This window comes from Algoriphagus halophilus (genome assembly GCF_041729275.1).
Taxonomy (GTDB): Bacteria; Bacteroidota; Bacteroidia; order Cytophagales; family Cyclobacteriaceae; genus Algoriphagus; species Algoriphagus halophilus_A.
Genome location: NZ_CP146486.1, coordinates 2943159 through 2968165, shown reverse-complemented (window position 1 = coordinate 2968165; position 25007 = coordinate 2943159). Strand labels below are relative to the sequence as shown.

Sequence of the window (25007 nt, the reverse complement as noted above, 5' to 3'; positions counted from 1 at the left end):
AGGCAAATACCTATGAAAATTGGCTTCAAATCCTAGATTTTTTCTCACTTTTTAAGGGTAATTTTTAATGGTTTTTTTGGAAAAAATAGAACCTTTTTGAGAAGAAATACAGCTTAAAAGTATCGCTGGTTTTTCAATAAAAATTAATAAGGATTTGGTTTTACTAAAGCTTTTTTGTTATCGAAAAAAAGAAAATGAAATAGCCTTTCCTTTCCGAATTTCATTCTTGTTTTCCTAGTACTACTCCATCCAATTGACTTTTCTAAATGGATGTTTAAAAAAATATCCCATTTGATTTATGAGGGTAATAAGAGGGATGCAATACCAATAATTTTGCAATACGATTTCCTATCTATTCATTACATTTTCATTCAGATTAGAATGAGTAAATACCAAATTTGGTAGCAGCAGATGCACCATGAATCAGCAATTAGGTGTTTCTAATTGAAAAGTAAAACCCAAATACAAGCACCTGAAAAACAGGATTTTGGAACTTGATTTAATCTAAAATCACTTTTTCCCTTTTAGGATATTTTACCTCATATTGTAATTTCAATTCTTGTTGAGAGCCCTGGGGAACTTGAACGATCCAACGGACTTTTCCTGTTTGAGGATCTAGTTTTCCTCCGGAAAGTTCCAATGCTTCTACTGTGATTTCAGAGTTGACAGAGACAGGAATTTGATCTTCAACTTGGATGGATACAGGTTGGGATTTATTATTCCGAACGGTGATTTTATATTCTCTACTTTCAGTGATATTGGAACCAATGCTCCTCTTCTTAGAGAATCCTTCATTCTTTTCTCGTTGCACTACGATACTTCTGTCTCTACCCATAGAGATCTTGAGGGTGTCTTGAATACTGGATGCATTTAATACAGATCTACCGACAAACCCATCCTCAAAATAAAGATTGCTTTCTCCTTCCAATAAACTGTATTGGTTCCAGTCATTGATTTCGGCAACTAAAAATACATCGTTGTCAATTTTTGGAATTGCAGAATAACGGTAATTGGCAGGAATATCATAGGCTTTTAAATCCACCATGGTTTTTTCTCCATTGGATTTGATGGTATAAGGTTCAGCTACTTCTATTTCCACAGTGGTCTGATTTTCCTGGACGATTGTTTGTAGGGTGGGAGCTATGGCTACCTCATCTGCAACCTCGTAAACTGGGGAACCTCCACGAATTCTAATTGGATCATTTATTTCTCTTTTGTTAGAACTACCATATCCATTGACAACTACTTCACTTAGCATTTGGGTATCAGGAAATAAGCTCACATTGATGGATGAAGATGTAATGGGTACCTCTTTTTGGGAATAGCCAATAAAAGAAAATACCAAGGATGAGGCTGATTGAGGTAGGCTTAGTGAATAATAACCTTCAATATTTGTCACTGTACCAATCGTACTTCCCTTTACCAAAACAGAGGTTCCAGGTAAGGGCTCTCCATCCTCTCCAAAAACTCTTCCCGAAACGCTGTTGAAAGTTGTCCTCTTTTGAGCATAAGTGGTGAGCCTGGCGAAATTCAATTCCCATTTGTCTAGAGAAGGTACTTGACCACTTTCATTTGGGTTCCCATTGGAAAATCTAAGTTTAACATTGTTCCAATCAACACCTGTGTTTTGGTTGACTTCTGCTTTATAGTTGAGTTGCAGTGGAGAATTGATGTCACTGACTCTAACATCGTATTTTGGATACCAACCTGCATTGGCCACCAAGTAATTCAATTCAAGACTTGCTGGGCCAGCAGCATCCGCCTTTACACGAATTCTCACCTCCGATGTGGATTTGTTTTCGGATTCCTGAAGCGTTCGAATCTGATTGATCAGTTTGTTCTTTTCTAGGGTTCTGTCTTTTAGCTTGCTATTCAGTTGATTTACTTCAGATTTGATCTTGGTGAGTTCACTTTCATAAAAATCCATTGCTTGCTTAAGCTGGGTCATATTCAGGCCATTTTGGCTTCCCCGATAGATTTATTGGCAGAAAGTAAGTTTTCTTGTTGCGCTAGCACCTCCAGTCGAATAGTAGTTTCTTCCTGAGCTTGGTCAATTCTATTGATCTGCTCTTCTAAAGCTTTCACTTCCTCATTTACTTTTTGTCCGGATAGGTAGTCAATCCTTTTATTGACGGCCTGAATTACAAAATCCCCTTTTCCTTTGACTTGAATGCTTTTTTCATCCACATAGGGAGAGAGGCCTTTTATGACGATAAACGATTCGCCAGCAGGGATTTGCCCGGCAGAAGTTTCAAAAATTTGGGCCCCAGAGAGGAATACGGTTACTTCTTCAATTTTTGAAGTGAACTTAGATTCTTTGAGTTCCTGAGCGGAGATATTAAATGAAATTAGAAAAAAATGTGGAGAAAAGAATCAATGATTTCATATGACAGGGTATTATTCTGAAAGAACTTGTTAGTAATCAACGTAAAAAAGTAATGATTGGCAACTAAAGAATAAAAAATAACCCCTTCAAATTATTTTTTGAAGAGGGTCAATTACTTATTTGAATTATTTATTCTGTTCCTTTCTGGATTTCATTCTTGTTTTTCACATACTTTTCAAGCCAGGTGTCCATCTCCCAAAGCGTATGCAAAATGGATTCTTCTGCTGCATAACCATGGCTTTCATTTGGTAGGAAAACCAATCTAGCAGTCGCTCCATGACCTTTTAAAGCATTGTAATAGCGTTCGGATTGGATGGGGAAAGTACCGGAATTATTATCCGCCTGTCCGTGAATCAACAAAATAGGGGTTTCTACTTTGTGAGCGAAAGAGAATGGAGACATATTGAAATACACCTCTGGTGCTTCCCAATAAGTTCTTTGTTCATATTGGAATCCAAATGGGGTCAAGGTTCGATTGTATGCCCCACTTCTGGCAATCCCTGCTGCAAACAGATTGGTGTGCGAAAGTAAATTGGCGGTCATAAATGCTCCATAAGAGTGTCCTCCCACTGCAATCCGGTTCCGATCACCAATACCTAATTCTACAATATGGTCAATTGCTGCTTCAGCATTTGCTACTAATTGCTCCACAAAATAATCATTAGGTTCTTGGCCACCCTCACCTACAATCGGCATTTCAGTACGGTCCATGATTGCATATCCGCGTGTCACCCAATACAGAGGAGAACCCCAACTCAATCTAGTAAAAGCATATTTTGAACCACGTACCTGCGCAGCTACCTCCTTGGACTTATATTCTCTTGGATAGGCCCACATTAATACAGGGAGGGGACCATCTTTTGAGGGGTCATATCCTGCCGGAGTATAAATGACAGCAGAAAGGTTTAATCCGTCCTTTCGCTTGTAAGTCACCAATTGTTTTTGGATTCCTTTTAATGACTCATATGGATGTTCAAAATTGGTCAATTGCATAGGAGCAATTCTCTTTCTTGTATTGACCAACCAATAGTTTGGCTGAATATCCGTGCTTTCTTTCAGGGTGATAAATTCTGTTCCGTTCTCATCTAGCACCTTGACAACCCGTTCATAATAAGGTGCCTGGGATCTCCATAAGATTTCCTGCTCTTTTGTTTTGGTATTAAATGTGGAGAGGAAAGGCATATTGCCATCTGGAGAACCTCCTGGGCTAGTCATGAAAACCAAATCGCCTTTTCTTAGAAGTACATTCCTTCCAAATTCATTTTCGGTATAAAGCGGATCTCCCGGGTCGTTGTATAAATCATCGGAAGATCGGTCAATGATCACCCTTTTCCCCTGGGAAGGATCAGATGGATTGATTACAGATCGAACTTCTTTTCTAGCTTGTGACCATCGTTCGTTCATGATGGCAAAGTTGTCATCAGACCACGCGATTCCGGCAAATCTATAGGAGCTACTGGCTAGTTTTTTCTTACTGCTAGTAAATGGAGCTTCCAAAGTGTAGATAATTTCTCTTTCCTCCATCTCTACTCTGGCATCACCACCATCTTGCGCTTCCACCCAATAGAGTGTGGCAGCTTTATCGGCTCTCCAGCTAATATTTCTGGGGCCGGTAACTGTTGCATCAAAACCTGTAGGACGATTTTCATCTAATGGAATTTCTGCAAGGGTTTTCACTTTTTTACCCCCTATTGACCAGATTTCCACATCATAGGGGAATCGATAAGCTGGAACCAAATAGGAAAAAGGCTTTTTGATCAAGTCAACTAAAATATAGGATCCGTCAGGGGAAAGGTCCACGGATTTTATCATTCCAGGGCTTCCGATTGGTTTTTTGAACCATCCAAATCCACCAACATCAATTGGGAATCCATGAAATAAGCAAATAAAGCTTCATCATATGGATCTGATAACAAGTCTTGATAGGTTCTGCTTGGCGCAGCATCTCCAGTAGTTTCTTGGATAATTGGGCCTGCTGGAGCAGCAGGTCTTTGAGGCATCATACCTCTATTTGGATTGGCTGCTTTGATCAATAATTTATTTTCAGGAGTCCAAATCACCGAATTGCCCATTACATCATTAATAATAGGGTCCGTTAATTTTTTTGCTTCAAAAGTGCTTAAATCCACCATCCAAAGGCTGATTCCTGTTCTCTCTGTTTGGGTAAATGCCAAGAATTTTTCATCATGAGACATCCTAAAATCACCCATACTTGGATTGGTAGGAAGCCCTGCAATTTGCTTTTCTTCCCCTCCTTGGGTCATCTTTATTTTTATATTTTCAATGCCTCTTCCTCTACTGGGACCAGACGTCGCAGGATTAATTCGGAGCCCTGCAATTTTTAATTCCGGTTGGGAAAGTGCTTCGATGCTTGGGTTATCGGCACTTTCCAATAACAGCATCCAATCCCCATTTTTACTAAAATTTACCGAGGGAGTACTAGGAGCATTTACTAAGTCAGTTATTGACTTCGGTGGCTTCTGATAGCCTGTTTGTGCTTGAGAATCAGGGATTCCAAACCAGACCACAAACGCAAGTAGTATACAGGTTGTAAATTTTTGGTTCATATCGATAAGGTTTAATTTTCAATAACTAAAATAACCCCTTTTGATCGATTTTGACTTCAAAAATGAGATCAATGGTTGGTTTCTGTGTTGATTGTATGATTTTTATTGAAGTACATGGGGTTATATCCAAAAGGGTAAGCTTGGAGACCCAGTAAATTCAATAATTTTGAGGTAATAACTTTTGTAAAAGAAGATTGTTATCTAGGCAATAATCAATTGCTTGGAAGATGCTACTTATGTAGGATCTTGATTTGCCAGGCCTTTGACCTTTAAATGTTAATAGTAACCGGTCAAGCTGTGTTTTAAAAAGTGAAGCTAGACCGATATTATTTTAAAGCATAAAAGTTGAATTTTGAGGAGAAAAATTGTCAACATTTATAGTAATTTTATAGAAGGCATCAAAAATTATTTGACCGATATCTTACCTTAAACATTTATTAGATGAAGAAAGTAAATTTGATTTTTCAATGGACAATGAGCCTCTTATTATTGGGGCCATGCTTGGCCTGGGCACAAGAGCAACCCAATATTTTGGTGATTTGGGGGGATGATATAGGCTGGCAAAATGTAAGTGCTTATGGGATGGGTACTATGGGCTATACCACACCAAACATTGATCGAATTGGGTTGGAAGGTATTCGATTTACAGATCACTATGCTCAACCAAGTTGTACAGCAGGAAGAGCTTCATTTATTACGGGGCAATATCCGATAAGATCAGGAATGACTACAGTTGGACAGCCTGGTGATGCCTTAGGTTTACAAGCTGCCTCTCCAAGTCTTGCTGCTTATATGAAAGAAGCAGGTTATGCAACTGGTCATTTTGGTAAAAATCACTTGGGTGATCGAAATGAGCATCTTCCAACTGCCCACGGATTCGATGAGTTTTATGGAAATTTGTACCATTTAAATACCCAGGAAGAATCTGAGCAACGAGATTATCAACGATTTGGAAAGGCTTTTTCCGGTGATTTAGAATCGTATGAAGAAAGGTTTGGTACAAGAGGAGTCATCCATTCTTGGGCAACTGATCAAATGGATAACTCGGAAGATCCAAGATTTGGAAAAGTAGGAATGCAGCGAATTGAGGATACTGGACCGCTAACTCAGGAAAGAATGAAAAACTTTGATTCCGAGGAAGTAATTCCCATGGCAGAAAATTTTATGAAAAAAGCCAAGGATGAAGATAAACCATTCTTCGTTTGGTTGAATACCAGTAGGATGCATTTGTATACTCGCCTAGATGAAAAATGGAAATATGCAGCGGAAGAATATACCAGTGAGGCTGATATTCATGGTTCAGGGATGTTACAACATGATCATGATATAGGAATGGTACTTCAATGGTTGGAAGAACAAGGCTTGGCAGAAAATACAATTATCTGGTATTCAACCGATAATGGGCCTGAGCATGCTTCTTGGCCGCATGGGGCAACAACCCCCTTCCGTGGTGAGAAAATGACCACTTATGAAGGTGGAGTGCGCGTACTATCAATGGTAAGATGGCCAGGAGTAATCAAACCTGGACAAAAACTTAATGGCATCCAAAGTCACATGGATATGTTCACCACCCTTGCCGCGGCTGCCGGGATAGATAATATTGCAGAGAAAGTCATGAGCGAAAAGAAGCAAGTTATTGACGGTGTGAACAATTTAGCGTATTGGAAAGGTGAAACAGATAAATCGGCGAGAAATTCAATTTTCTATTATTATGAATCGAAGCTCACTGCTGTCAGAATGGGACCCTGGAAATTCCATTTCTCAACCAAAGAAGACTATTATGCAAATGTGATTCCTAGGACAGTTCCCCTAGTTTTTAACATTAGAATGGACCCCTTTGAGTCTTATGATAATAAAGATTCGTATGGACATCTTATGCAAAAAGTTTCATGGCTACTTCAACCCATGGGGGTACTTATGCAGGAGCACCTACAATCCCTTGCTGAATATCCCCCAGTTCAGGGAGGAAAAAGTTTTGATATGTCAAATGTTGTAGAAGAGTTTATCAAAAAAAGTAAGCAATAAACACCTTTACTGAAAAGAGGATTTGAATTTGATATGCCCTCAAAAGGTAATTCTTTTTGAGGGCATTTTTATGAAAAGTGAGAACCACTTTTTTCTAATAGAAGCTAGACTATGGTTATTCCTAAAATTTGCCGAACTGTTTGAAGCTGAATTCCAATTACTTTATTAAAGACTCCAATCTTCTTCTGAAACTGGAACAACTACCAAACCAGGTCAAATTTTACATGTAGGAGATTTCAATTTTCTAAGAAAAAATTATCTTTATTAGTATAAACCAACACGACGATGAAAAAGATTTTTACTTTAAGCTTTTGCTTATTTTTTCTATTTAACCTTCCTGCTAATGCTCAAGATGATGCTGCCGAGTTAGCAAAAAAACTGGCAAACCCCATCGCTTCCTTAATTTCTGTGCCTTTCCAGAACAACACGGATTACGGCATAGGTTCTTATCAAGGAACAAGGAATACATTGAATATTCAGCCAGTAATTCCTGTCTCTGTGAGCAAAAATTTGAATATGATTACTCGGGTAGTGCTACCTGTTATTACACAATACAATATTACTGCGGTCGGAGAAAAACAATCAGGTTTAGGGGATGCAGTCATGTCTGCTTTTTTTCACCCAAGAATTCTGAGAAGTTAACTTGGGGAGTGGGACCTGCGCTGCTTTTGCCAATTGGAACCAATGACTTTTTAACTACCAAAAAATTTGGAATGGGACCAACGGCTGTGGCATTAAAACAGTCCAATGGATGGACGATTGGTGGATTGATCAATCAAGTCTGGTCTGTAGCAGGAAATGAGGATCGACCTGATGTTAGTCAAATGTTTGTACAGCCTTTTTGGTGTACAATTGGAAGACCGGAGCTGGGCTAGGAGCCAATATGGAGTGGACACAGAATTGGGAAGCTTCTACTTCCACCATTTGGTTAAATCCAACATTCAGCGCAGTCACATCCCTTGGAAAACAAAAAACTCAGTTTGTAGTAGGGCCAAGGATAAACCTCGCTGCTCCCGAAGGTGGAAAAGCCGATTGGGGATGGAGAGCAGTGCTCATATTCCTTTTTCCCAAATAGCGTGTGGAAAGAATCACCTTCTCACAATTAAAATTGAGTGATTTTTATTATTTGCTCATTATGGGATAAGTTAATCACTTATATTTAAGCAGCTTACCTGCTTGCTACCTATATGCTATTGCTTTTTTGGCCTGGAATGATCATTGGATTATTGGTATCAATAATCCTGATATTCTTCCCTCGATCAAGGGAAAATGGAAATATTTTGTTGGGGTTTTGCCTTCTTACTGTTTGTCATTGCCTGCTAGTTTCTATTCTATATCAAAGTGGAGATATGGTTGATTTTCCCCATATCTCCAGAACAGGGAACCTTTCAGCCTATCTGGTTGCTCCATTATTTTATCTATTTGTCAGATATTTACTTTATAGAGGTCCTTTATTTAGAAAATGGGACTTACTCATTTTATTACCTTCTTTCCTGAATTTAGTTGATTTTTTACCGTACTATTTACTTTCTGGAGAAGAAAAGTCCAGCATTATCTTAGCCCAACAATTAGGAGAAGACCATTTTTTATTTAGAGAAAGTAGTTTTCTTCCAGATAGGTTTCACTTCTACTTTCGACAGATTTATTTATTGGGATTTTTGATTTTAAGTATCCGACTACTTTGGATCAACAGAAATTTAATTAGAAGGGATAAGGCCAAGATCAACCGCGATATCAATCGGTACCTTTGGTTTATGGCCGTGTCCATGAGTATTTCAATTTTACCTCCATTTTTTAGGTTTATCAATATGGTGGAGGCCTATACACTGGGGATGCAAGCCCTTACTTTAGCGGTCACCCTAATAGGTTCAGGAATATTTTTGTTTTTTCATCCTTCACTCTTATATGGGTTTTATTGGGAAAATGAATCTCAGGAAGGAATTGATTATAAAAATACCATTGAATCTAGTACAGTGGAACTGTTCCAGTTGGAGCGGGAAAATCAAGAACTTTGTCAAAAATTGAATCAATTGATTCAGGAGGAGAAACTATTTCTAAAGAAGGGTTTTTCCATCAATGATTTAAGTGTTGCATCAGATATTCCTGTTTATAAGATTTCCCCGCTATCAACGCTTGTTTTCATACCAATTTCAATCAATGGATCAACAAGTATAGAATTGAAGAATTTGAACAATTGATCTGTGAAGGGTATCATGAAAAAATGACTTTGGATGGAATAGCCTCCAAATGCGGATTTTCGAATCGGACCACGTTTATTTCTTCCTTCAAAAAAGTCAAAGGGATTACGCCAAGCCAATTTTTAAAGGATATTCCAGATACCGTATTCTAAAACCAATCAGGTATTAGCGTTTTTAAGTTTATTATTATTTTTAATTGGATTTGAGGTTTTATGATAAAATTAAATATGGCTGAACAAGTAAAATATATTGATTTTAGAAGAGTTTCTCCGAGATTTCAGTATATTAAGAATTGATTTTAGCGATAAATGCTTTTCAGCTAAGATCTTGGAGAATGGATGAGACAGTTTTTACGATTGGAAATCCATTTTGTCAATTTTAGGCTATTCTTAACAAGCCAATACTTTTAAAAGGAATGAATTTTCACCAAATGGGTGAGATTTGAATTTAATCATATTATGAATTAGAATTTTACTAACCTAACTGTTTTCATTATGAAAAGATTTTATTTAATGGTGGGGATATTTTTGTGGACCTCATTGACTTGGGCTCAGGATAAACCCAATATTTTGGTGATTTGGGGAGATGATATTGGAACCTGGAACATCAGCCACAATAACCGCGGCATGATGGGGTACAAGACCCCTAATATTGACAGAATTGCGAAAGAGGGAGTGGGATTTACAGATTATTATGCTCAACAATCATGTACGGCGGGTCGTGCAGCTTTTATCGGAGGAAATGTACCTGTTCGCACAGGAATGACCAAAGTAGGAATGCCAGGAGCTAAGGAGGGATGGCAGATGACGGATATTACCATCGCCACAGTCCTAAAGGATCTTGGGTATTCAACGGGACAATTTGGAAAGAACCATCAAGGTGACAGAGACGAACATTTGCCAACTATGCATGGCTTTGATGAGTTTTTTGGAAACCTATATCATTTGAATGCAGAAGAAGAACCAGAAAATTTTGATTATCCTACCGATCTAGTCTTGAAAAATGGAAAGTCTTTCGGAGAGGTTTATGGACCAAGAGGAGTAATTCATAGTTGGGCTGATGGAAATGGGGGACAAAAAATTGAAGATACTGGGGCTTTGACCAAAAAGAGGATGGAGACCATTGATGATGAAACAATTGCTGCGGCAAAGGAATTCATCAAAAAACAAGTAGATGCAGATAAACCATTCTTTACATGGTGGAATGCTACTCGGATGCACTTTAGAACACACGTGAAGGAAGAGAATAGACATCCAGGCAATGATGAATATACAGATGGAATGATTGAGCATGATATGCATGTAGGGCAACTGTTAGATTTATTGGATGAATTAGGAATTGCAGATAATACCATTGTGTTCTACAGTACAGATAATGGACCTCATTATAATACCTGGCCAGATGCAGGTACTACTCCTTTTCATGGAGAGAAAAATAGCAGTTGGGAAGGAGCATATAGGGTTCCCGCATTTATTAAATGGCCTGGCAAAATACCAGCAGGAGAAACTTTGAACGGAATAGTTTCTCACGAAGATTGGTTGCCAACATTTGCTGCCATGGCTGGAGATCCAAATGTGAAAGAAAAATCATGAATGGTGTAACAATGGGTGGTCGAACTTATAAAAATTACATAGATGGAGTGAACCAGATGGATTATTTAACTGGAAAAGTGGAAGAATCCCCCAGAGAAGGATTTATTTATGTGGATGATGCAGGGGCTGTTGCAGCTTTAAGGTACCAGGATTGGAAGGCAATGTTTTTAGAGAATAGAGCAGATCAACTTCAAATATGGTTAGAACCTTTTGTAGAATTAAGGGCCCCTTATTTGTTTAACTTGAGAAGAGATCCTTTTGAAAAAGCACTTATTGGTTCAAACACCTATTATGATTGGTATATTGATAGGGCCTTTATACTTATAGCTATGCAAGGATATGCCTTTAATTTTTTATCTACCTTCCAAGATTATCCTCCTAGTCAGACTGCAGGTGATTGGAGCTTGAGCAAAGTGGAAGAGCAAATAAATAATATGGTCAAATCACACAATAAGTAAGTAAATCAAAGCCGGTCTCAAAAGACCGGCTTTTTAATTCATATTTTTCTTTAGAATACGAATGTACAAGAGTTGTTATTATATCATATTAGTTATCTATTTAAGCCTTATTAGTTGTATAACTAACGAAGAAAGTGACAGTAATATTATCCCTTTTGTTGCTGAAAAGGAGGTGTTTCTTCATTCATGGAATGAGGGCCCGAGTAAAGCTAGAATTACAGCGTTTGTGGAAAAAACTACAGATTCGACAAGTGCTGATTTTATTCCATAAATGAGAGGATTGCTGTTTTTGATAACGATGGTACTTTATGGTCAGAACAGCCGATTTATTTTCAACTTTTTTATGCGGTGGACTTTATCAAAAAGCATGCAGCTGAACATCCAGAATGGTCAAAAAGTCAAGCTATTCAGGCAATTCTTAACGACGATTTGAATGGAGCTTTGGCGGGAGGTGAAAAAGCTTTGGCTGAGTTGGTGATGGTTTCTCATGCCAATATGACGGAAGATGAGTTTGAAAGTTCTGTGCGTGAATGGTTGTCCACGAGTAAGCATCCAAAAACAGGTAAACCTTTTAATGAAATGATCTATCAACCCATGGTGGAGCTGTTGGATTATTTGAGAGATCATGGCTACAAAACCTTTATTGTTTCAGGCGGAGGGATAGACTTTTTAAGAGTTTGGGCAGAAGAGGCCTATGGGATACCTCCTTATCAGGTGGTAGGTTCCTCCTTAAAAGCCAAATATGAAGTAGTGGACGGGAAACTTCAAATACTCAAAATACCGGAATTAAACTTTATTGATGATAAGGCAGGTAAGCCCGTAGGCATACATCAGCATATTGGACTGAAGCCGACTATCGCGGTTGGGAATTCGGATGGAGATTATGAAATGTTGGAATATACAACAAACTCTGATGGCCCAAGATTAGGGATTTATATTCATCATACTGATTCCATAAGGGAATATGCCTATGACCGTGAATCTTCCATTGGAAAACTGGTTAAAGGCTTAGATGATGCTGAAAAAAACCATTGGTTGGTAGTGGATATGGCCAAAGAATGGAAGTCGATTTACCCCAATTAATTTCTCTTATCCTTTATGGATATTATCTTAGAATAGGGAACCTTTTAAACTCATCTCTATGAATTGCCAAGCTAAGGTTTTATTTATTTTTCTATTCAGTTTAATATTGAATGATCAAGCGGTAGCTCAGGGCGCGCAAAAGATTTTCAATCCCATCTATGAGGACTATTTTGATAGCCTCAAGCAAATGGATTATTCCTATACCTTTCCAGTTTTGGGTGCAAAAGCTACTAAGGCGGGGTATGATTTACCCTATGCTTGGGGGGCAAGTGCAATTTATTTTACCCAACGGCAGGAAATAACGATCAATCAAACCTTAGTAGGACTTAATGGAGGCGAGATGATTGATGTCAGTAATCTGATCAAGTTTGGACCGACGATCGCATCGACCATTGCTTACACGGTGAGACCTGATTTATGGGTTTTCCCTTTTTGAACGTCTATGGAATGTTTGGAGGAGGAACCACCCAAACAGACATTACTTTGATACAACCAGTAGGTTTTCAGACATCACAACATTTTAATGCAAAAAGTTTTGGTTTTGGTGGTACTTTGACCGGAGCTTGGGGTCCTTTATGGGCTGCCTGGGACAATAATTTTAATTTTGTGGATGTAGATGTGATAGTGGAGCCAATCCCGGCTTACAATTCAAGCCTAAGAATTGGTCATACCCTACCTTCCCTTAAAAATCCTCAGCGAAATATGTCTGTTTGGGCTGGGGTATTTTACCAGACCATTCAGAGTGATACCGAAGGATCCATCCTAATAGAGGAGATCTTCCCAGGTTTTGGAAGTGGCAACTTTATTTCCACATTAAATGAATGGGCCGATACTTTGCCCCCTGCCCAACGACTGGTAGCCAAACAGATTATTGGCAGATTGGAAGATTTTGCAAACGGGATTGATCCTTCAGAAACTAGTATAGATTATAAGTTAGATAAAGAAGTATCGGCTAGGTTTAACATGATATTAGGTACACAATATCAGCACAATAAGAACTGGATGCTACGAACAGAAGTAGGTGTTTTTGGTAAAAGAAGTCAGTTTTTATTGAATTTGAATTATAGGTTTGCAGGCATCCATAAAAAACAATAGATTGAGTTAAATCTATAGCAGATATGAAGTTGCGGCCCAACATAATTTTTACATTTTTTTTATTTTTTGGAATAGTAAGTTATTCAAATGCTCAAGTATTGATGAGTTTAATTTTCGGCGATAAGTTAAATACTGAGAACAATGCCTTTGGATTGCATGCAAATTACAGCTTAAATGGCATTACAAACTTTGAAGATTCTAAAGCATTGGGTTTAGGATCCTTGAATTTGGGGTTGTTTTTTAGTCGGAAATTTGACGATCATTGGGCTTGGAATTTGGAATTACTAGGTAAATACGTTAGAGGAGCGAAAGGAGCTCCAGCCTATTCGCTAATGGAACCAGAGCTGGATGCACTTTATTCAGGAACCAAGTATGATCGAAAAATAAGCTACTTAAGTGCGGCTCCCACTATTCGATATTTAACTGATCTAGGGTTTTTTCTTGAAGGAGGGGCACAGTTTTCTTGGAGGACAAGGAAAGCAAAAGACTATTTTGAAAAGAAAGTCCCAGATGGAGAACTATCGCTGGAAGTGGATGTAAAAAGTCAAATCAATCCAATCGATGCCTCCTATATTGTGGGTATTGGGGCTTTCATCGGGAAGTCTAAGATAGATGCAGTGGGTATCAGATATGTAGGAGGAATTGTGAACGTGATGAAAAACCAAGGAAATAATAAACATTCTCAGGTTGCCATCTATTATAACCTTCCAATCGGAAGAGGAAAAGCTGGTTTGAAGGATTAAACTCCGATCGTTGCAATTGCTTTAACCATTTCGTTATAGGGATAAGTTTTCCTCCTTTCTAAAATTAGCATTCTATGAAAATCTTTCGGGTAATTTTTCTTTTCACATTTCTCTTAGGTTTATTTTCCTGTAAAGAAGACAAGGACATACTACCGCTCAGTCCGCTTGAAGGAATTTGGCAGCGTGCAGTTTATAATTCCGATCAGAAGGTCTTTTTATCTTCCAATATATTTTTCAGACAGATGGCACATTGGAGAAAAGTATTTTGATTAGAGAAAGTGAGACTACCAACATACTAGGTTATTACAGTAATGCCATTGGAACATACGAACTCCGTGGAGAGTCCTATTCAGAGAATATTTCCAAAATGTATGAGCTAAAATTGGATGCATACCTCCTTTATGTTCCAAAAGAAAATCTTCAGGAAACGGAAGTTACAGGTACCTACCCCATTACAGGTAGTATGATTTTTTCTCCAAATAACAGATCTTTTGATTTGGTATATCCTTGCAATGACACTCCTAATGGAAGAGTAAATAGCTGTGTTGGAGCCCTGACCTATAGAAGAGTGGATTAAAAGGTATTAGCCATTTGGGTGTTTTTTCATCCAATGATCTACTGAAAATTTTCCTGATCCGAATATTAAAAAGACAATCAGCAGTACCAATACCAAAATGGAGGTTTCAAATTCCAAGTTATTGGAGACTGATAAAAAGCCTTGATTAATATTTACGAACAATACCGCCCCTAAAAGAATTGGAATCTGGAAAGCTATGGCAAATCGGGTGACCAAGCCCATGGCGATCAAAATTCCTCCTACCAAATGGGCAAAAGCTACAAAATGAGCTAACCCTAAATTGACAAATTGGAGATCTGCATTTTTCATGGTTTCAAGGAGGGCGTCTGTATTTGATATAAATAAGACCCCTTTATAAAAGATAAATAGACCTAATACAACTCGTAAAAAGTCAATCCATTGTGGATGATGGGCATCTGCCCAATGTTCCATTTTTTGTACAGCATTCATGTTATTATGGGTTTTGGTTATACTCTTTATACGTTGGTTTTGAATTAATGATTTGAATTTCAGATGGTTGGGAATTAGATTAAAAAAGGGTTTCCGCTAAGCCTTTGATCACTATTTCTTGAAACTTGAAGGATTTTCTGACCCAACCAATTTGAAAATGCTGTACATTCCTTTTCAAACCTTGATTATATGAATATCATTTTCAGATCTGTTTTCGTTTTTTAGTTCTAATAATGATCCAACCCTCTTTTGCCCAAGAAATTCCGGAAGGATATCAACTTGTTTGGCAAGAAGAGTTTAATGAAGAAGGTTCTGTTGATCTTTCTACCTGGAATTTTGAAAAGGGCTTTGTAAGAAATAATGAGCTTCAATGGTATCAAGAGGCCAATGCTAGCCAGCAAAATGGGATACTCCTGATTCAAGGAAGAAGAGAAAAGCTAGCGAATCCTGGTTTTGAAGCAGGAAGCGAAAATTGGAAAAAGCAAGGGAATTTGCTGAATATACATCTTCTAGTATCAATACGAGAGGCAAGTATGAATTTCAATTTGGAATTTTAGAGGTGAAAGCCAAAATTGACACTTCTGCTGGGATGTGGCCTGCGATTTGGACTCTCGGAGTTACCAAACCCTGGCCTGCCAATGGAGAAATTGATGTGATGGAATTTTATCAGATAAAGGGCGAGCAGACCATTTTAGCCAATGCTGCTTGGGCGGATGCAACCAAAAGAGCTAATTGGGACGAAGCTAAGATCCCATTTTCTCAATTTTTAGAAAATGACCCTCAATGGGCCAATAAATTCCATATTTGGAAAATGGATTGGACGGAAGAATCTATTAAAATCTACTTGGACGATGTATTATTGAATGAATTTGACCTAAGCAAAACCGTAAACCCTGATGGGTTTAACCCGTTCCATCAACCCCACTATATTTTACTGAATTTGGCTATTGGATCCAATGGGGGAGATCCTTCTCCTACAGATTTTCCAAGGGAGTATCAAGTGGATTATGTTCGGGTTTATCAGAAAAATAGAAGTTAATCGAAGGTTTTTGAACTGTCTGCTACCAGATAATTCAATTCCTTCAACTCCTTTTCAGTAAGGTCTCTCCACTTACCTACTGGGATATCCAGGTGGACATTCATGATTCGAATGCGCTTCAATTGCTTTACTTCGTATCCCAAATATTCGCACATTCTTCTGATTTGGCGATTCAGCCCTTGGGTGAGGATAATTCTGAATTTGAATCGGGAAATCCGTTCCACTTTACAGGGATCAGTGACCGTGTCCAAAATGGGAATTCCAGAGCTCATGCGCTGAATAAAGCGATCGTTGATAGGCCTGTCCACAGTGACAATGTATTCCTTTTCGTGGTTGTTTTTGGAGCGCAGGATTTTATTGACAATATCTCCTTCACTGGTAAGGAAAATTAAGCCTTCACTGTCTTTGTCTAATCTACCGATTGGAAAAATCCGCTGAGGATGACCAATAAAGTCAATCATATTATTCTTCTCTCCTTTGGTATCGGTAGTAGAAACGATCCCTACGGGTTTATTGAATGCGATATACACATGATTTTGAATCGGCTTCCCCACTGGCTTACCATCTACCCTTACAATATCATTGGGCATTACTTTAGTGCCCACTTCCGGGATTTTTCCATTTAAAGTAATCCTTCCTGCTTCGAGGAGCTTATCCCCTTCTCTTCTGGAACAAAACCTACTTCACTCAGGTATTTATTGATTCGGATTCCTTGATTCTCTTCCATATTGTAAAATTTCCTGATTCTTTGGAAATAAAAAAGCCCCGACACGAAAATTCGCTCGGGGCTATTCAACTATCATTAAGAATTATTTTCCTTTTTCTCCGATTGAGATCATTGCACATCTGAAACCAATTGAGTTGGTTGCAGAATCCTGGTGCATAAATCTACGAGTACCTGGAGCTAGCCAGTAGGCTACATCTTTCCAAGATCCACCTTTATAAACTCTAAACTCATCGCTTAGCATGGAAGTCTCGTAGTTATCGATTTCATCATAAACACCATCTTTTCTTAATGGGTTTAAGTCATCAAAATCCTGGTAAGAAAGAGGTCTATAGATATCATATACCCACTCGTTCATGTTTCCAGCCATGTGATACAATCCAAAATCGTTTGGAGCCATATCATACACGTTGGTAGGAAGGATCTCTCCGTCATTTCTTTGGTTACCTGCAATACCAGCATAGTCACCACGACCTCTTTTGAAGTTTGCCAAGAAATCACCTTGCTTTCCTTTTCTTTTTACGTTGTATGGGTTTCTCACTCCACGACCATCCCAAGGATAGATTCTACCATATTCCTGATTTTCGTCTAAATATTGAGTACCGATCATTGCTTTGGCTGCATATTCCCACTCACCTTCGTTTGGAAGTCTGAAGTCAGCCATGGCGACGCCACGCTCGATCAGTTGATTTTTGGTGAAAGTAGAATCAATTTCTCTTTCTTTTCTGATCAACTCCTGCACGTACTCAGTTCTCCACTTAGAATATACATTAGCTTGAGTCCAAGAAACACCAGCAACTGGATAGAAATTAAATCCTGGGAATCTGAAATAGTAAGATTGGTACAAGTCATTGAATGACATAGCGCCAGACCAAACATTTTCTGAAGGCTCTAACTTCAAAAGAGAATCGGCGCTCACCTTTTTCTTCATGTCGAAAAGAAATTCACGGTAATCATTATTCGTGATTTCAGTTTCATCCATGTAGAAATTGGAAATGGTAACGGTTCTTTCCTGATTATCTCGGAATGCCATCACATCTTCCTCTTGAGAACCCAAAACAGCCCGACCTCCTTGAATGAATTTCAAGTTAGGACCAGGGATTTGTTCTGCATTTTTTGCCACAAAGAAGTTAGTAGAGTCGTTTTCATCAAAACTGAACTCAGCTCCTGTCGTCGCACTTTTTTTGCCTGGGTTGTTAGCAGTTCTTCTACCGTAACCTGGAGTTTTGTTACAAGAGATTAAAACAGAGCCAGCAACAATAGCCAACGCAGCTGTCCACATTCCCCATGATTTGTTACTCAGACGCATATTTATATCTATTTAAGGTCTTGATCAGTTTGTAAATATAGAAGCATTACAGACTACTTCCAATCAAATTTCTAGAACGCAAGTTTAAGAAAAGGTGCTTATTATGCAAATTTTCAAGTATTCTACAAATTAGGTATGGAAAACAACAATATTTATGCCAGTTAAATTTTACGAAAATCAGACTTCAGACATCTCTTTTAGAGCACTTTGAGCCTTTGAGATCGTAGAAATTTCAGATACTGTTAAAATCAAACGATTTTTATACTCCTTTATTTTACTTTGCTTCGCATGTAGCTGAACAAATTTCATAATCTTCCCAAATACCTCGGAGGAATAGAAATCATCTCTGGTAGAAGGAAGTAGGTAGCATTTCATTTGCCTTCCTTTCAAATTTAGCTTCTCAATTCCCAATTTTTCTGCCATCCATCTCAATCGTACTGTTTCCATCAAATCCTTGACCGAATCAGGCAAGGGACCAAATCGATCGATCAGCATCGCTGAGAATTTACCCAGTTCTTCTTCATTTTTAATGGTATCCAGCTTGGAATAAAGCCCCAATCTTTCTGAAATATTGGTGACATATTCTTCTGGGATCAATAATTCCAAATCTGTTTCAATGGTACAATCCTGTACCAAGACTTTCACTTTCTCTTTCAGATCTACTTCGAATAGGGCAGCAAACTCATTTTCCTTCAATTCCTGCACTGCTTCATCCAGTATTTTATGATACATTTCAAATCCAAGATCAGTAATAAATCCACTTTGTTCTGCTCCCAAGAGGTTTCCAGCACCTCTGATATCGAGATCTTTCATAGCCACTTTGAACCCATCTCCTAAATCAGAAAATTCCTCCAATGTTTGTAGTCTTTTTCTTGCTTCTGGGGTAAGGCCAGACATCGGTTGGGTCAATAAATAACAGAATGCCTTTTTATTGCTTCTTCCTACTCTTCCTCTCATTTGATGCAAATCACTCAAACCAAACATATGAGCTCGGTTAATGATAATTGTGTTAGCATTGGGAATATCCAATCCTGATTCAATGATGTTGGTAGAAACGAGCACATCGTATTCATGATTGATAAAGTCCACCATGATTTTTTCGAGCTTTTTACCATCCATCTGACCATGGGCTCCAACAACTCGGGCATCAGGAACCAGTTTCATGATCAAATTGGCAATGCTATCAATTTCTCCTACCCGATTGTGAACGAAAAATACTTGTCCACCTCTTCTTAATTCATAGGCTACTGCATCTCTGATGGTTTCTTCTTGAAATGTCGCGACTTCAGTTGTTACAGGCTGTCTATTGGGAGGTGGTGTGGCAATGACCGACAAATCTCTAGCACCCATCAGTGAAAAATGAAGGGTTCTTGGAATCGGAGTAGCTGTCAAAGTCAGCACATCCACATTGACCCGTAGGTTTTTCAGTTGGTCTTTTACTTTTACTCCAAATTTTTGCTCCTCATCGATGATCAACAATCCTAAGTCTTTGAAAACGATGTCTTTGTTGACGATTTTATGGGTCCCGACCAGAATGTCGATTTCTCCTGTTTTCACCTGAGCCACAATCTCTTTGATCTGTTTGGCGGTACGGAACCGGTTAATGTATTCTACTTTAACTGGTAGATTTTCCAGCCGTTCACAAAATGTTTGGTAATGCTGCATGGCCAAAATCGTAGTAGGTACCAGGACAGCCACTTGCTTTCGATCGTTAACTGCCTTGAATGCAGCACGTATGGCCACTTCTGTCTTTCCAAAACCCACATCTCCACAAACCAACCGATCCATTGGGTAGGATTTTTCCATATCGGCTTTCACATCTGCCGTGGACATGGCCTGATCAGGAGTATCTTCATAGATGAACGAAGACTCCAATTCAACTTGAAGAACGGAATCCCTGCTAAAGGCGAAACCGGGAGCGGATCTTCGTTTGGCGTACAAAGCGATTAAATCTTTAGCGATGTCTTTAACTTGCCGCTTTACCTTTTTCTTTTGTTGTCCCATTCTGGTGAACCTAATTTTGACATAGAAGGCATGGTGCCTTCTTGCCCAGAATATTTTGAGATTTTATGGAGGGAGTGAATATTTACATATAGTAAATCATCGTCCCGAAAGACCAGTCTAACCGCTTCTTGAAGTTTTCCATTCACATCCACCTTTTCCAGTCCTGCAAAGCGGCCGACTCCATAATCCACATGGACAATGTAGTCTCCGGGATGAAGTGCCTTCAGTTCCTTGATGGTTAATGCTTTGGATTTGCTGGCTTTGTTTTTGGTTTTATATCTGTGGAAACGTTCGAACAGCTGATGATCCGTGTAGCAAACCAGTTTGAGAATTCGATCTTCGAACCCTTCTCTTAAACCCAAAAGCATGCTTTGCACCTGAAGGGTTGGGTCCAATTCTCTGAAAATTCCCAATAGACGCTCTATCTGTTTTTCATTCTCAGCTGTGAGGATATTGGTAAATCTTTTTTCTCATTCTCAGAAAGGTTGCTTACCAATAAGTCAAAGTTTTTGTTAAAAGAAGGTTGAGGCTGACTATCCCATTTGATTTCTTTCCCTCCCCGAAGGTAAAATTGCTTCCCAAATTCGATTTGAGAGTGATTCGTTGCCAATGCTTGAAAATCCTTTCCCTTATCAAAAAGGTCTGAAGGCTTCAGCATAAGCTTGTCAGTTTGGGTTTGCTTAGCAATGATATCAAAAGCCTGTTCAGCTTTATGAAAACACTCATCCATCACATCCAGATTGAGCTGATAATCCTTATACCAGATTTTGCAATTTTCAGGTAGAAAGCTTAAAAATGACTGGCGAACTTCCTGGAGTAGTTTCGTCTGAACATTCGGTATCAGTGAAATTTCATCCACATTGGCAATAGAAAGTTGGCTTTCCGGATCAAAGGTTCGAATACTTTCAATTTCTTTTCCAAAAAGTTCAAGCCGATAGGGATGTTCATTCGAAAAGGAAAATACATCCAAAATTCCCCCTCTGATGGCAAATTGACCTGGCTCGTAAACAAAATCAGTTTTTTCGAAATCATAGCTGGTCAAGATTTCGGAAACAAATTCCATATCCACAGATTCTCCCACCGAGGCGGTAAACGTATTTTCTTTCAGGGACCTTTTGTTGATGACCCGTTCATAAAGCGCTTCTGGATAGGTGATAATAATCCTGGAATTGGATTTGGCATCCAGCACAAGATTTAGGATTTCAGAACGTAATAATACATTGGCATTGTCTACTTCTTCGTATTGGTAAGCCCTTTTGAAGCTTGAAGGAAAGATCATATGATCTTCGGAGTTCAACAGGTTTTGAAGGTCTGAATTGAGGTAGGCAGCTTGTTCTTTATCCGTTGCGATGATTAAGTGAAAACCACCATGTTGGAGATAATAGCTTGCAAAAAAAACCATATCAAGACTTCCGGAAAGACCCTTTAATTGCAAGAGGAATTTTTCTTTCTTATTTAATTCATGCGAAAGCGTCTGAAAAATCGGGTCTGATTGGTAGATGGAGAGAAATGCCTGTCGATCCAAAATAGTAGCGTAGTTTGTATAGTAAGGTTTAGAGACCAAATTTAACGCATTTGATCGTCAATAGAGCTAAATTGAATTGATTTAGAAAACTCTGAACCTAAGGATAGATAAAATGTTTATCAAACATGGGGAATACAAAAGAATCTAAAACTTGGTTCCAAAAGCTGGAGAGCCTACATCCTTATGAAACACTCCTTTACCTAGGAATGCTAGGGAGCGGTCTGATTTTTCTTTTTTTGGTGGTCGCTTTTCTTTTTTCGGGCTTAAGGCAATTGGAAGGATTGAATCATCGCGTTCCTATCGCGTTCCTAATTTCTACCATGCTGCTGATTTTGAGTGGCTATACTGCCACTCAAATGAGATTGCATTATCAAGAAGAAAACACGGATAAGCTTCAGGCTTCCTTGCGAAATACGATCTTGTTGGGTATTTCCTTTACATGTTTCCAATTGATTGGGTGGGTGGAACTCAGCAATATGGGGATCAATTTCACTGGCGTTCCCAGTGGCAGTTTCCTTTACGTATTGTCTGGCATTCATATTTTCCATTTGCTTGGTGCAATGGTATTTGCTCTGATTATGTGGGTTCAATTAAGAAAATACCAACGGGATCAGATTAAAAACCTTGTTTTACTGACCAACCCTTTTGAGAAAATGAGGATTAGGCTATTTACTTTTTACTGGCATTATATGGATGCTATTTGGTTGGTTTTATTCTTCTTATTTGTTCTTAGTTTCTAGTCGATTCTCATGGATTTCAAAATTAAAACGAGTGTGGGGCAGGATTACCTTTCTGTAAAGGAAGGATTTCAAGCATCCCTTTTTAAAAATTAAGTCCACCCTTTCCTCCAGTGAAACTGATCAGGTTTGATGGATCTGAGAAAGGAGATATCGTTTCCTTGGAATTGAATTTTATTTTATTCAAGCAGAAATGGGTAAGTAAGATTACGGAAGACCAAACTACCGAGGAGGAATTTTATTTTATTGATGAGGGGATCGAGTTGCCTTTTTTCCTAAAATCCTGGAAACACAAACATCGAATTATTAACACTAGTGCAGGGAGTATTATCCAAGACGAGATAAGTTATCAAGCCCCTTTTAAGCTACTGACATGGCTTTTATATCCTGCCATGATTCTTCAATTTACTTATAGAATTCCTATTTACAGAAAAGTCTTCAAGAAAGAAGATTAAACTAATGGGACCTTGTTTTCACAATTTTCGATCAAACAATCCCCATAAAGCACTAAAGAGTGACTTTTTATGGAAGACTTGAATTCCTTTCCCATGGATTCTTTGATTTCATTGATTTTAGGATCAGAGAATTCACGGATTTTTCGGCATTGGTTGCATACATGATGATCATGATGCTTATACGTTAGCGCCTGCTCGTAAAGGGCAACTTTATCTTTGAACTGGTGTTTAACGGCAAGCCCACTTTCGACCAAAAGGTCTAAGGTATTGTAAATAGTCGCCCTACTGATGGTATACCCTTTATTTCTCATGCTTAAAAAAAGTCCTTCCACATCCATATGTTCGTCTTCCGGAAGGGAGTACAGCTCATCGATTACGGAAAATCGTTCAGGGGTCTTTCTGCTTCCTTGTTTGGTGAGGAAGTTTTCAAAAATCTTTTTTGCTTTCTCTATAAGTGCTTTATCAGCCATATCTCGGGTTGCTAAAAATTAAAGATGGAGTATTCTTGAAATTTTGGCAAGAATCCCATCCTTTTCTATGCTAATTTGGTTTTATTCTAATTTAACAAAAGAGAAACTATTGCGTAAAACATATGGTAAGCCTCAGGGTTTAGAGAATTATATGCTGAAAATTTTACAAAAAGATTTATCTTATATCAATCACCCGAACTTTTCAGTAAATATGTGTGCAAGGATTGCCTTATTTCTTTTCATTTGGATTACTTCGGTGCCTCTTTATGCTCAACTTCCTGGATTCTACATGAAGGAGGAGCAACATAAAGTTCAACTTCCTTTTACGCTTCCAATAGTTTGATCATTATTCCAGTTTCCATCAACGGAAATTACCCGATTAATTTTCTAGTGGATACGGGGGTTCGCTCCAATATTTTGTTCAGTAAAAATCTTGGGGATGCCATGGAATTGAATTATTCCCGCCAACTCGACCTGATTGGAGCGGATGGTTCAGCGAGTCTGTCTGCTTTTGTTTCTCCTACCAATACGTTTGATTTAGGACCTATTGAAGGAACGTATCAAAATTTATTGGTTCTGGAAGAGGATTTTTTAGAGTTGGAGACGGTGATTGGGGTTCCGGTATACGGAATTATTGGTTATGAATTCTTTAAATACAATCCTGTCAAAATCGATTATGACAAAGAGCTGATCACCTTTTATGAAAATGATGCCGTGAAATGGCGGCCGATCTTTTATAAAAAGCTGGAGATGATTGTAGAGAATAGTAAACCCTATATTGAGGCAAAAGTAAGGCAACAGGATGGAAGTATCCTTAACCCCAAACTATTGATTGATACTGGGGCAAACCATGGTTTGCTGTTGAACAAGGAAACTTCCGATGATATCATTTTACCAGAACTATTTATAGAATCTGAATTGGGACAAAGCCTGGGAGGGGTTCTAGAAGGTTTTATTGGAAGAGTAAAAACGCTAAATATTCAAGGTTTTAGGTTGCAAGATGTCCTAACTTCCTATCCAAACGAGACGCCTTTTAGCTATGTGATCAAGGAATCTGGTAGGCAAGGTAGTCTAGGTTCCGAAGTCTTGGGAAGGTTGAAGTTGATTATTGATTACCCAAGAAACCGTTTGCTGATTAGAAGAGGTGAAAAGTATTATGCGGCATTCGAATATGATATGAGTGGGATTTCGGTCAAAAAAGTCCCAAATGATGAAAATCGGATTTATGTAGGACAGGTGCGGGTCAACTCTCCTGCGAGCAAGGCGGGAATTCAAGAGTTTGACGAAATTTTGTCCATTAACAAGATTCCGGCATTTATCTGGGAATTGTCAGACGTCATCAAACTTTTGAGATCAGAAGAGGGTAAAGAAATTGAATTCGAGGTCCGTAGGTATGAAGGTTTGGACTTGACCAAGTACGAGGATATGGTATTCCGCATAGTTCTCAAAAAGCAGATTTAATCCAGGATTGACCCGATTGGAATAAAAAAATGGATATTTTTGATTTCAGTTTGGGGAGATAATCAAACCTCTTTCTGTGATTTTCGTGATTAATTCCGATTTCTAAACC

Annotated in this window: 24 protein-coding genes and 3 pseudogenes; 19 read left to right on the top strand and 8 right to left on the bottom strand. The window is 38.5% G+C overall.

Translation table 11 applies throughout. The features are described 5' to 3' along the window. Positions 1-499: 499 nt before the first annotated feature. The 3 genes and pseudogenes from V8V91_RS15880 to V8V91_RS15870 all read right to left on the bottom strand — a co-directional run bounded on the left by V8V91_RS15880 (position 500) and on the right by V8V91_RS15870 (position 4953). Positions 500-1948 carry a mucoidy inhibitor MuiA family protein gene (locus V8V91_RS15880; RefSeq protein WP_373396121.1) on the bottom strand — a complete coding sequence of 483 codons (1449 nt, stop codon included), beginning with the start codon at positions 1946-1948 and terminating at the stop codon, positions 500-502. Between the two features lie 2 nt (positions 1949-1950). Further along, positions 1951-2295 (bottom strand): DUF4140 domain-containing protein, encoded by a 345-nt coding sequence (locus V8V91_RS15875; protein WP_373400724.1) that lies wholly within the window; start codon positions 2293-2295, stop codon positions 1951-1953. A gap of 220 nt (positions 2296-2515) precedes the next feature. Further along, a pseudogene (locus V8V91_RS15870) lies at positions 2516-4953 on the bottom strand (prolyl oligopeptidase family serine peptidase). 441 nt (positions 4954-5394) lie between these two features. On the opposite strand from V8V91_RS15870, the gene V8V91_RS15865 reads away from it, so the two are divergent. The 13 genes from V8V91_RS15865 (at position 5395) to V8V91_RS15805 (ending at position 14724) form a co-directional block, all read left to right on the top strand. After that, positions 5395-6978 (top strand): arylsulfatase, encoded by a 1584-nt coding sequence (locus V8V91_RS15865; RefSeq protein ID WP_373396119.1) that lies wholly within the window; start codon positions 5395-5397, stop codon positions 6976-6978. 285 nt (positions 6979-7263) lie between these two features. Continuing rightward, entirely contained in the window at positions 7264-7620 is a 357-nt protein-coding gene (locus V8V91_RS15860) for a hypothetical protein (RefSeq protein ID WP_373396117.1), read from the top strand. Positions 7621-7628: 8 nt separating this feature from the next. After that, positions 7629-7853, top strand: coding sequence for a hypothetical protein (locus V8V91_RS15855; protein ID WP_373396114.1), 225 nt, complete (start codon positions 7629-7631; stop codon positions 7851-7853). An 8-nt stretch (positions 7854-7861) separates the two neighbouring features. Further along, positions 7862-8053 (top strand): hypothetical protein, encoded by a 192-nt coding sequence (locus tag V8V91_RS15850; protein ID WP_373396112.1) that lies wholly within the window; start codon positions 7862-7864, stop codon positions 8051-8053. 112 nt (positions 8054-8165) lie between these two features. Further along, complete coding sequence (locus V8V91_RS15845; protein WP_373396110.1) at positions 8166-9176, top strand: hypothetical protein; 1011 nt, start codon at positions 8166-8168, stop codon at positions 9174-9176. Continuing rightward, the gene (locus V8V91_RS15840; protein ID WP_373400723.1) at positions 9104-9328 is read left to right on the top strand and encodes a helix-turn-helix domain-containing protein; all 225 of its coding nucleotides are present in this window, start codon (positions 9104-9106) and stop codon (positions 9326-9328) included. The genes V8V91_RS15845 and V8V91_RS15840 overlap by 73 nt, the downstream gene beginning before the upstream one ends. 342 nt (positions 9329-9670) lie before the next feature. Beyond that, positions 9671-10768 (top strand): sulfatase-like hydrolase/transferase, encoded by a 1098-nt coding sequence (locus V8V91_RS15835; RefSeq protein ID WP_373396109.1) that lies wholly within the window; start codon positions 9671-9673, stop codon positions 10766-10768. Beyond that, a complete protein-coding gene (locus tag V8V91_RS15830; RefSeq protein ID WP_373396107.1) occupies positions 10765-11226 on the top strand; it encodes a hypothetical protein in 462 nt (153 codons plus the stop codon). The genes V8V91_RS15835 and V8V91_RS15830 overlap by 4 nt, the downstream gene beginning before the upstream one ends. Positions 11227-11493: 267 nt before the next feature. Next, a complete protein-coding gene (locus V8V91_RS15825) occupies positions 11494-12309 on the top strand; it encodes an HAD family hydrolase (protein WP_373400722.1) in 816 nt (271 codons plus the stop codon). 58 nt (positions 12310-12367) lie between these two features. Continuing rightward, the gene (locus V8V91_RS15820) at positions 12368-12745 is read left to right on the top strand and encodes a hypothetical protein (protein ID WP_373396106.1); all 378 of its coding nucleotides are present in this window, start codon (positions 12368-12370) and stop codon (positions 12743-12745) included. Continuing rightward, positions 12727-13404: a hypothetical protein gene (locus tag V8V91_RS15815; protein WP_373396104.1), complete on the top strand. Its 678-nt coding sequence runs from the start codon at positions 12727-12729 to the stop codon at positions 13402-13404. The genes V8V91_RS15820 and V8V91_RS15815 overlap by 19 nt, the downstream gene beginning before the upstream one ends. Positions 13405-13505: 101 nt before the next feature. After that, positions 13506-14147, top strand: a complete 642-nt coding sequence (locus V8V91_RS15810) for a hypothetical protein (protein ID WP_373396101.1) — start codon at positions 13506-13508, stop codon at positions 14145-14147. A gap of 250 nt (positions 14148-14397) precedes the next feature. Continuing rightward, positions 14398-14724 carry a hypothetical protein gene (locus tag V8V91_RS15805; protein WP_373396100.1) on the top strand — a complete coding sequence of 109 codons (327 nt, stop codon included), beginning with the start codon at positions 14398-14400 and terminating at the stop codon, positions 14722-14724. A 6-nt stretch (positions 14725-14730) separates the two neighbouring features. Here the strand turns inward: V8V91_RS15805 and V8V91_RS15800 are convergent, their stop codons facing one another. Next, positions 14731-15174 (bottom strand): DoxX family protein, encoded by a 444-nt coding sequence (locus V8V91_RS15800; protein ID WP_074225849.1) that lies wholly within the window; start codon positions 15172-15174, stop codon positions 14731-14733. 233 nt (positions 15175-15407) lie between these two features. On the opposite strand from V8V91_RS15800, the gene V8V91_RS15795 reads away from it, so the two are divergent. Both V8V91_RS15795 and V8V91_RS15790 read left to right on the top strand, forming a co-directional pair. Then, positions 15408-15731: a hypothetical protein gene (locus V8V91_RS15795; RefSeq protein WP_373396099.1), complete on the top strand. Its 324-nt coding sequence runs from the start codon at positions 15408-15410 to the stop codon at positions 15729-15731. Beyond that, complete coding sequence (locus tag V8V91_RS15790; protein WP_373396097.1) at positions 15647-16213, top strand: family 16 glycosylhydrolase; 567 nt, start codon at positions 15647-15649, stop codon at positions 16211-16213. Before V8V91_RS15795 ends, V8V91_RS15790 begins: the two co-directional genes overlap by 85 nt. On the opposite strand, the pseudogene rluF reads toward V8V91_RS15790, so the two are convergent. The 3 genes and pseudogenes from rluF to mfd form a co-directional block, all read right to left on the bottom strand. After that, a pseudogene (gene rluF / locus V8V91_RS15785) lies at positions 16210-16940 on the bottom strand (23S rRNA pseudouridine(2604) synthase RluF). The gene V8V91_RS15790 and the pseudogene rluF sit on opposite strands and share 4 nt — an antisense overlap. An 82-nt stretch (positions 16941-17022) precedes the next feature. After that, positions 17023-18246, bottom strand: a complete 1224-nt coding sequence (gene gldJ, locus V8V91_RS15780) for a gliding motility lipoprotein GldJ (RefSeq protein ID WP_373396096.1) — start codon at positions 18244-18246, stop codon at positions 17023-17025. Positions 18247-18423: 177 nt separating this feature from the next. Beyond that, positions 18424-21775, bottom strand: a pseudogene (gene mfd, locus V8V91_RS15775) (transcription-repair coupling factor). A gap of 125 nt (positions 21776-21900) precedes the next feature. Between mfd and V8V91_RS15770 the strand changes: the two are divergent. Together V8V91_RS15770 and V8V91_RS15765 are read left to right on the top strand one after the other, a co-directional pair. Beyond that, a complete protein-coding gene (locus V8V91_RS15770; protein WP_373396094.1) occupies positions 21901-22515 on the top strand; it encodes a heme-copper oxidase subunit III in 615 nt (204 codons plus the stop codon). A gap of 110 nt (positions 22516-22625) precedes the next feature. Further along, positions 22626-22967, top strand: coding sequence for a hypothetical protein (locus tag V8V91_RS15765; protein WP_373396092.1), 342 nt, complete (start codon positions 22626-22628; stop codon positions 22965-22967). Here V8V91_RS15765 and V8V91_RS15760 read toward each other — a convergent pair. Further along, entirely contained in the window at positions 22964-23437 is a 474-nt protein-coding gene (locus V8V91_RS15760) for a Fur family transcriptional regulator (protein ID WP_373396090.1), read from the bottom strand. The two genes, V8V91_RS15765 and V8V91_RS15760, sit on opposite strands and share 4 nt — an antisense overlap. A 151-nt stretch (positions 23438-23588) precedes the next feature. Here V8V91_RS15760 and V8V91_RS15755 point away from each other — a divergent pair, with 151 nt between their 5' ends. After that, the gene (locus V8V91_RS15755; protein WP_373396088.1) at positions 23589-23780 is read left to right on the top strand and encodes a hypothetical protein; all 192 of its coding nucleotides are present in this window, start codon (positions 23589-23591) and stop codon (positions 23778-23780) included. Next, positions 23777-24898 carry an aspartyl protease family protein gene (locus tag V8V91_RS15750; protein ID WP_373396086.1) on the top strand — a complete coding sequence of 374 codons (1122 nt, stop codon included), beginning with the start codon at positions 23777-23779 and terminating at the stop codon, positions 24896-24898. Before V8V91_RS15755 ends, V8V91_RS15750 begins: the two co-directional genes overlap by 4 nt. Positions 24899-25007 lie beyond the last annotated feature (109 nt).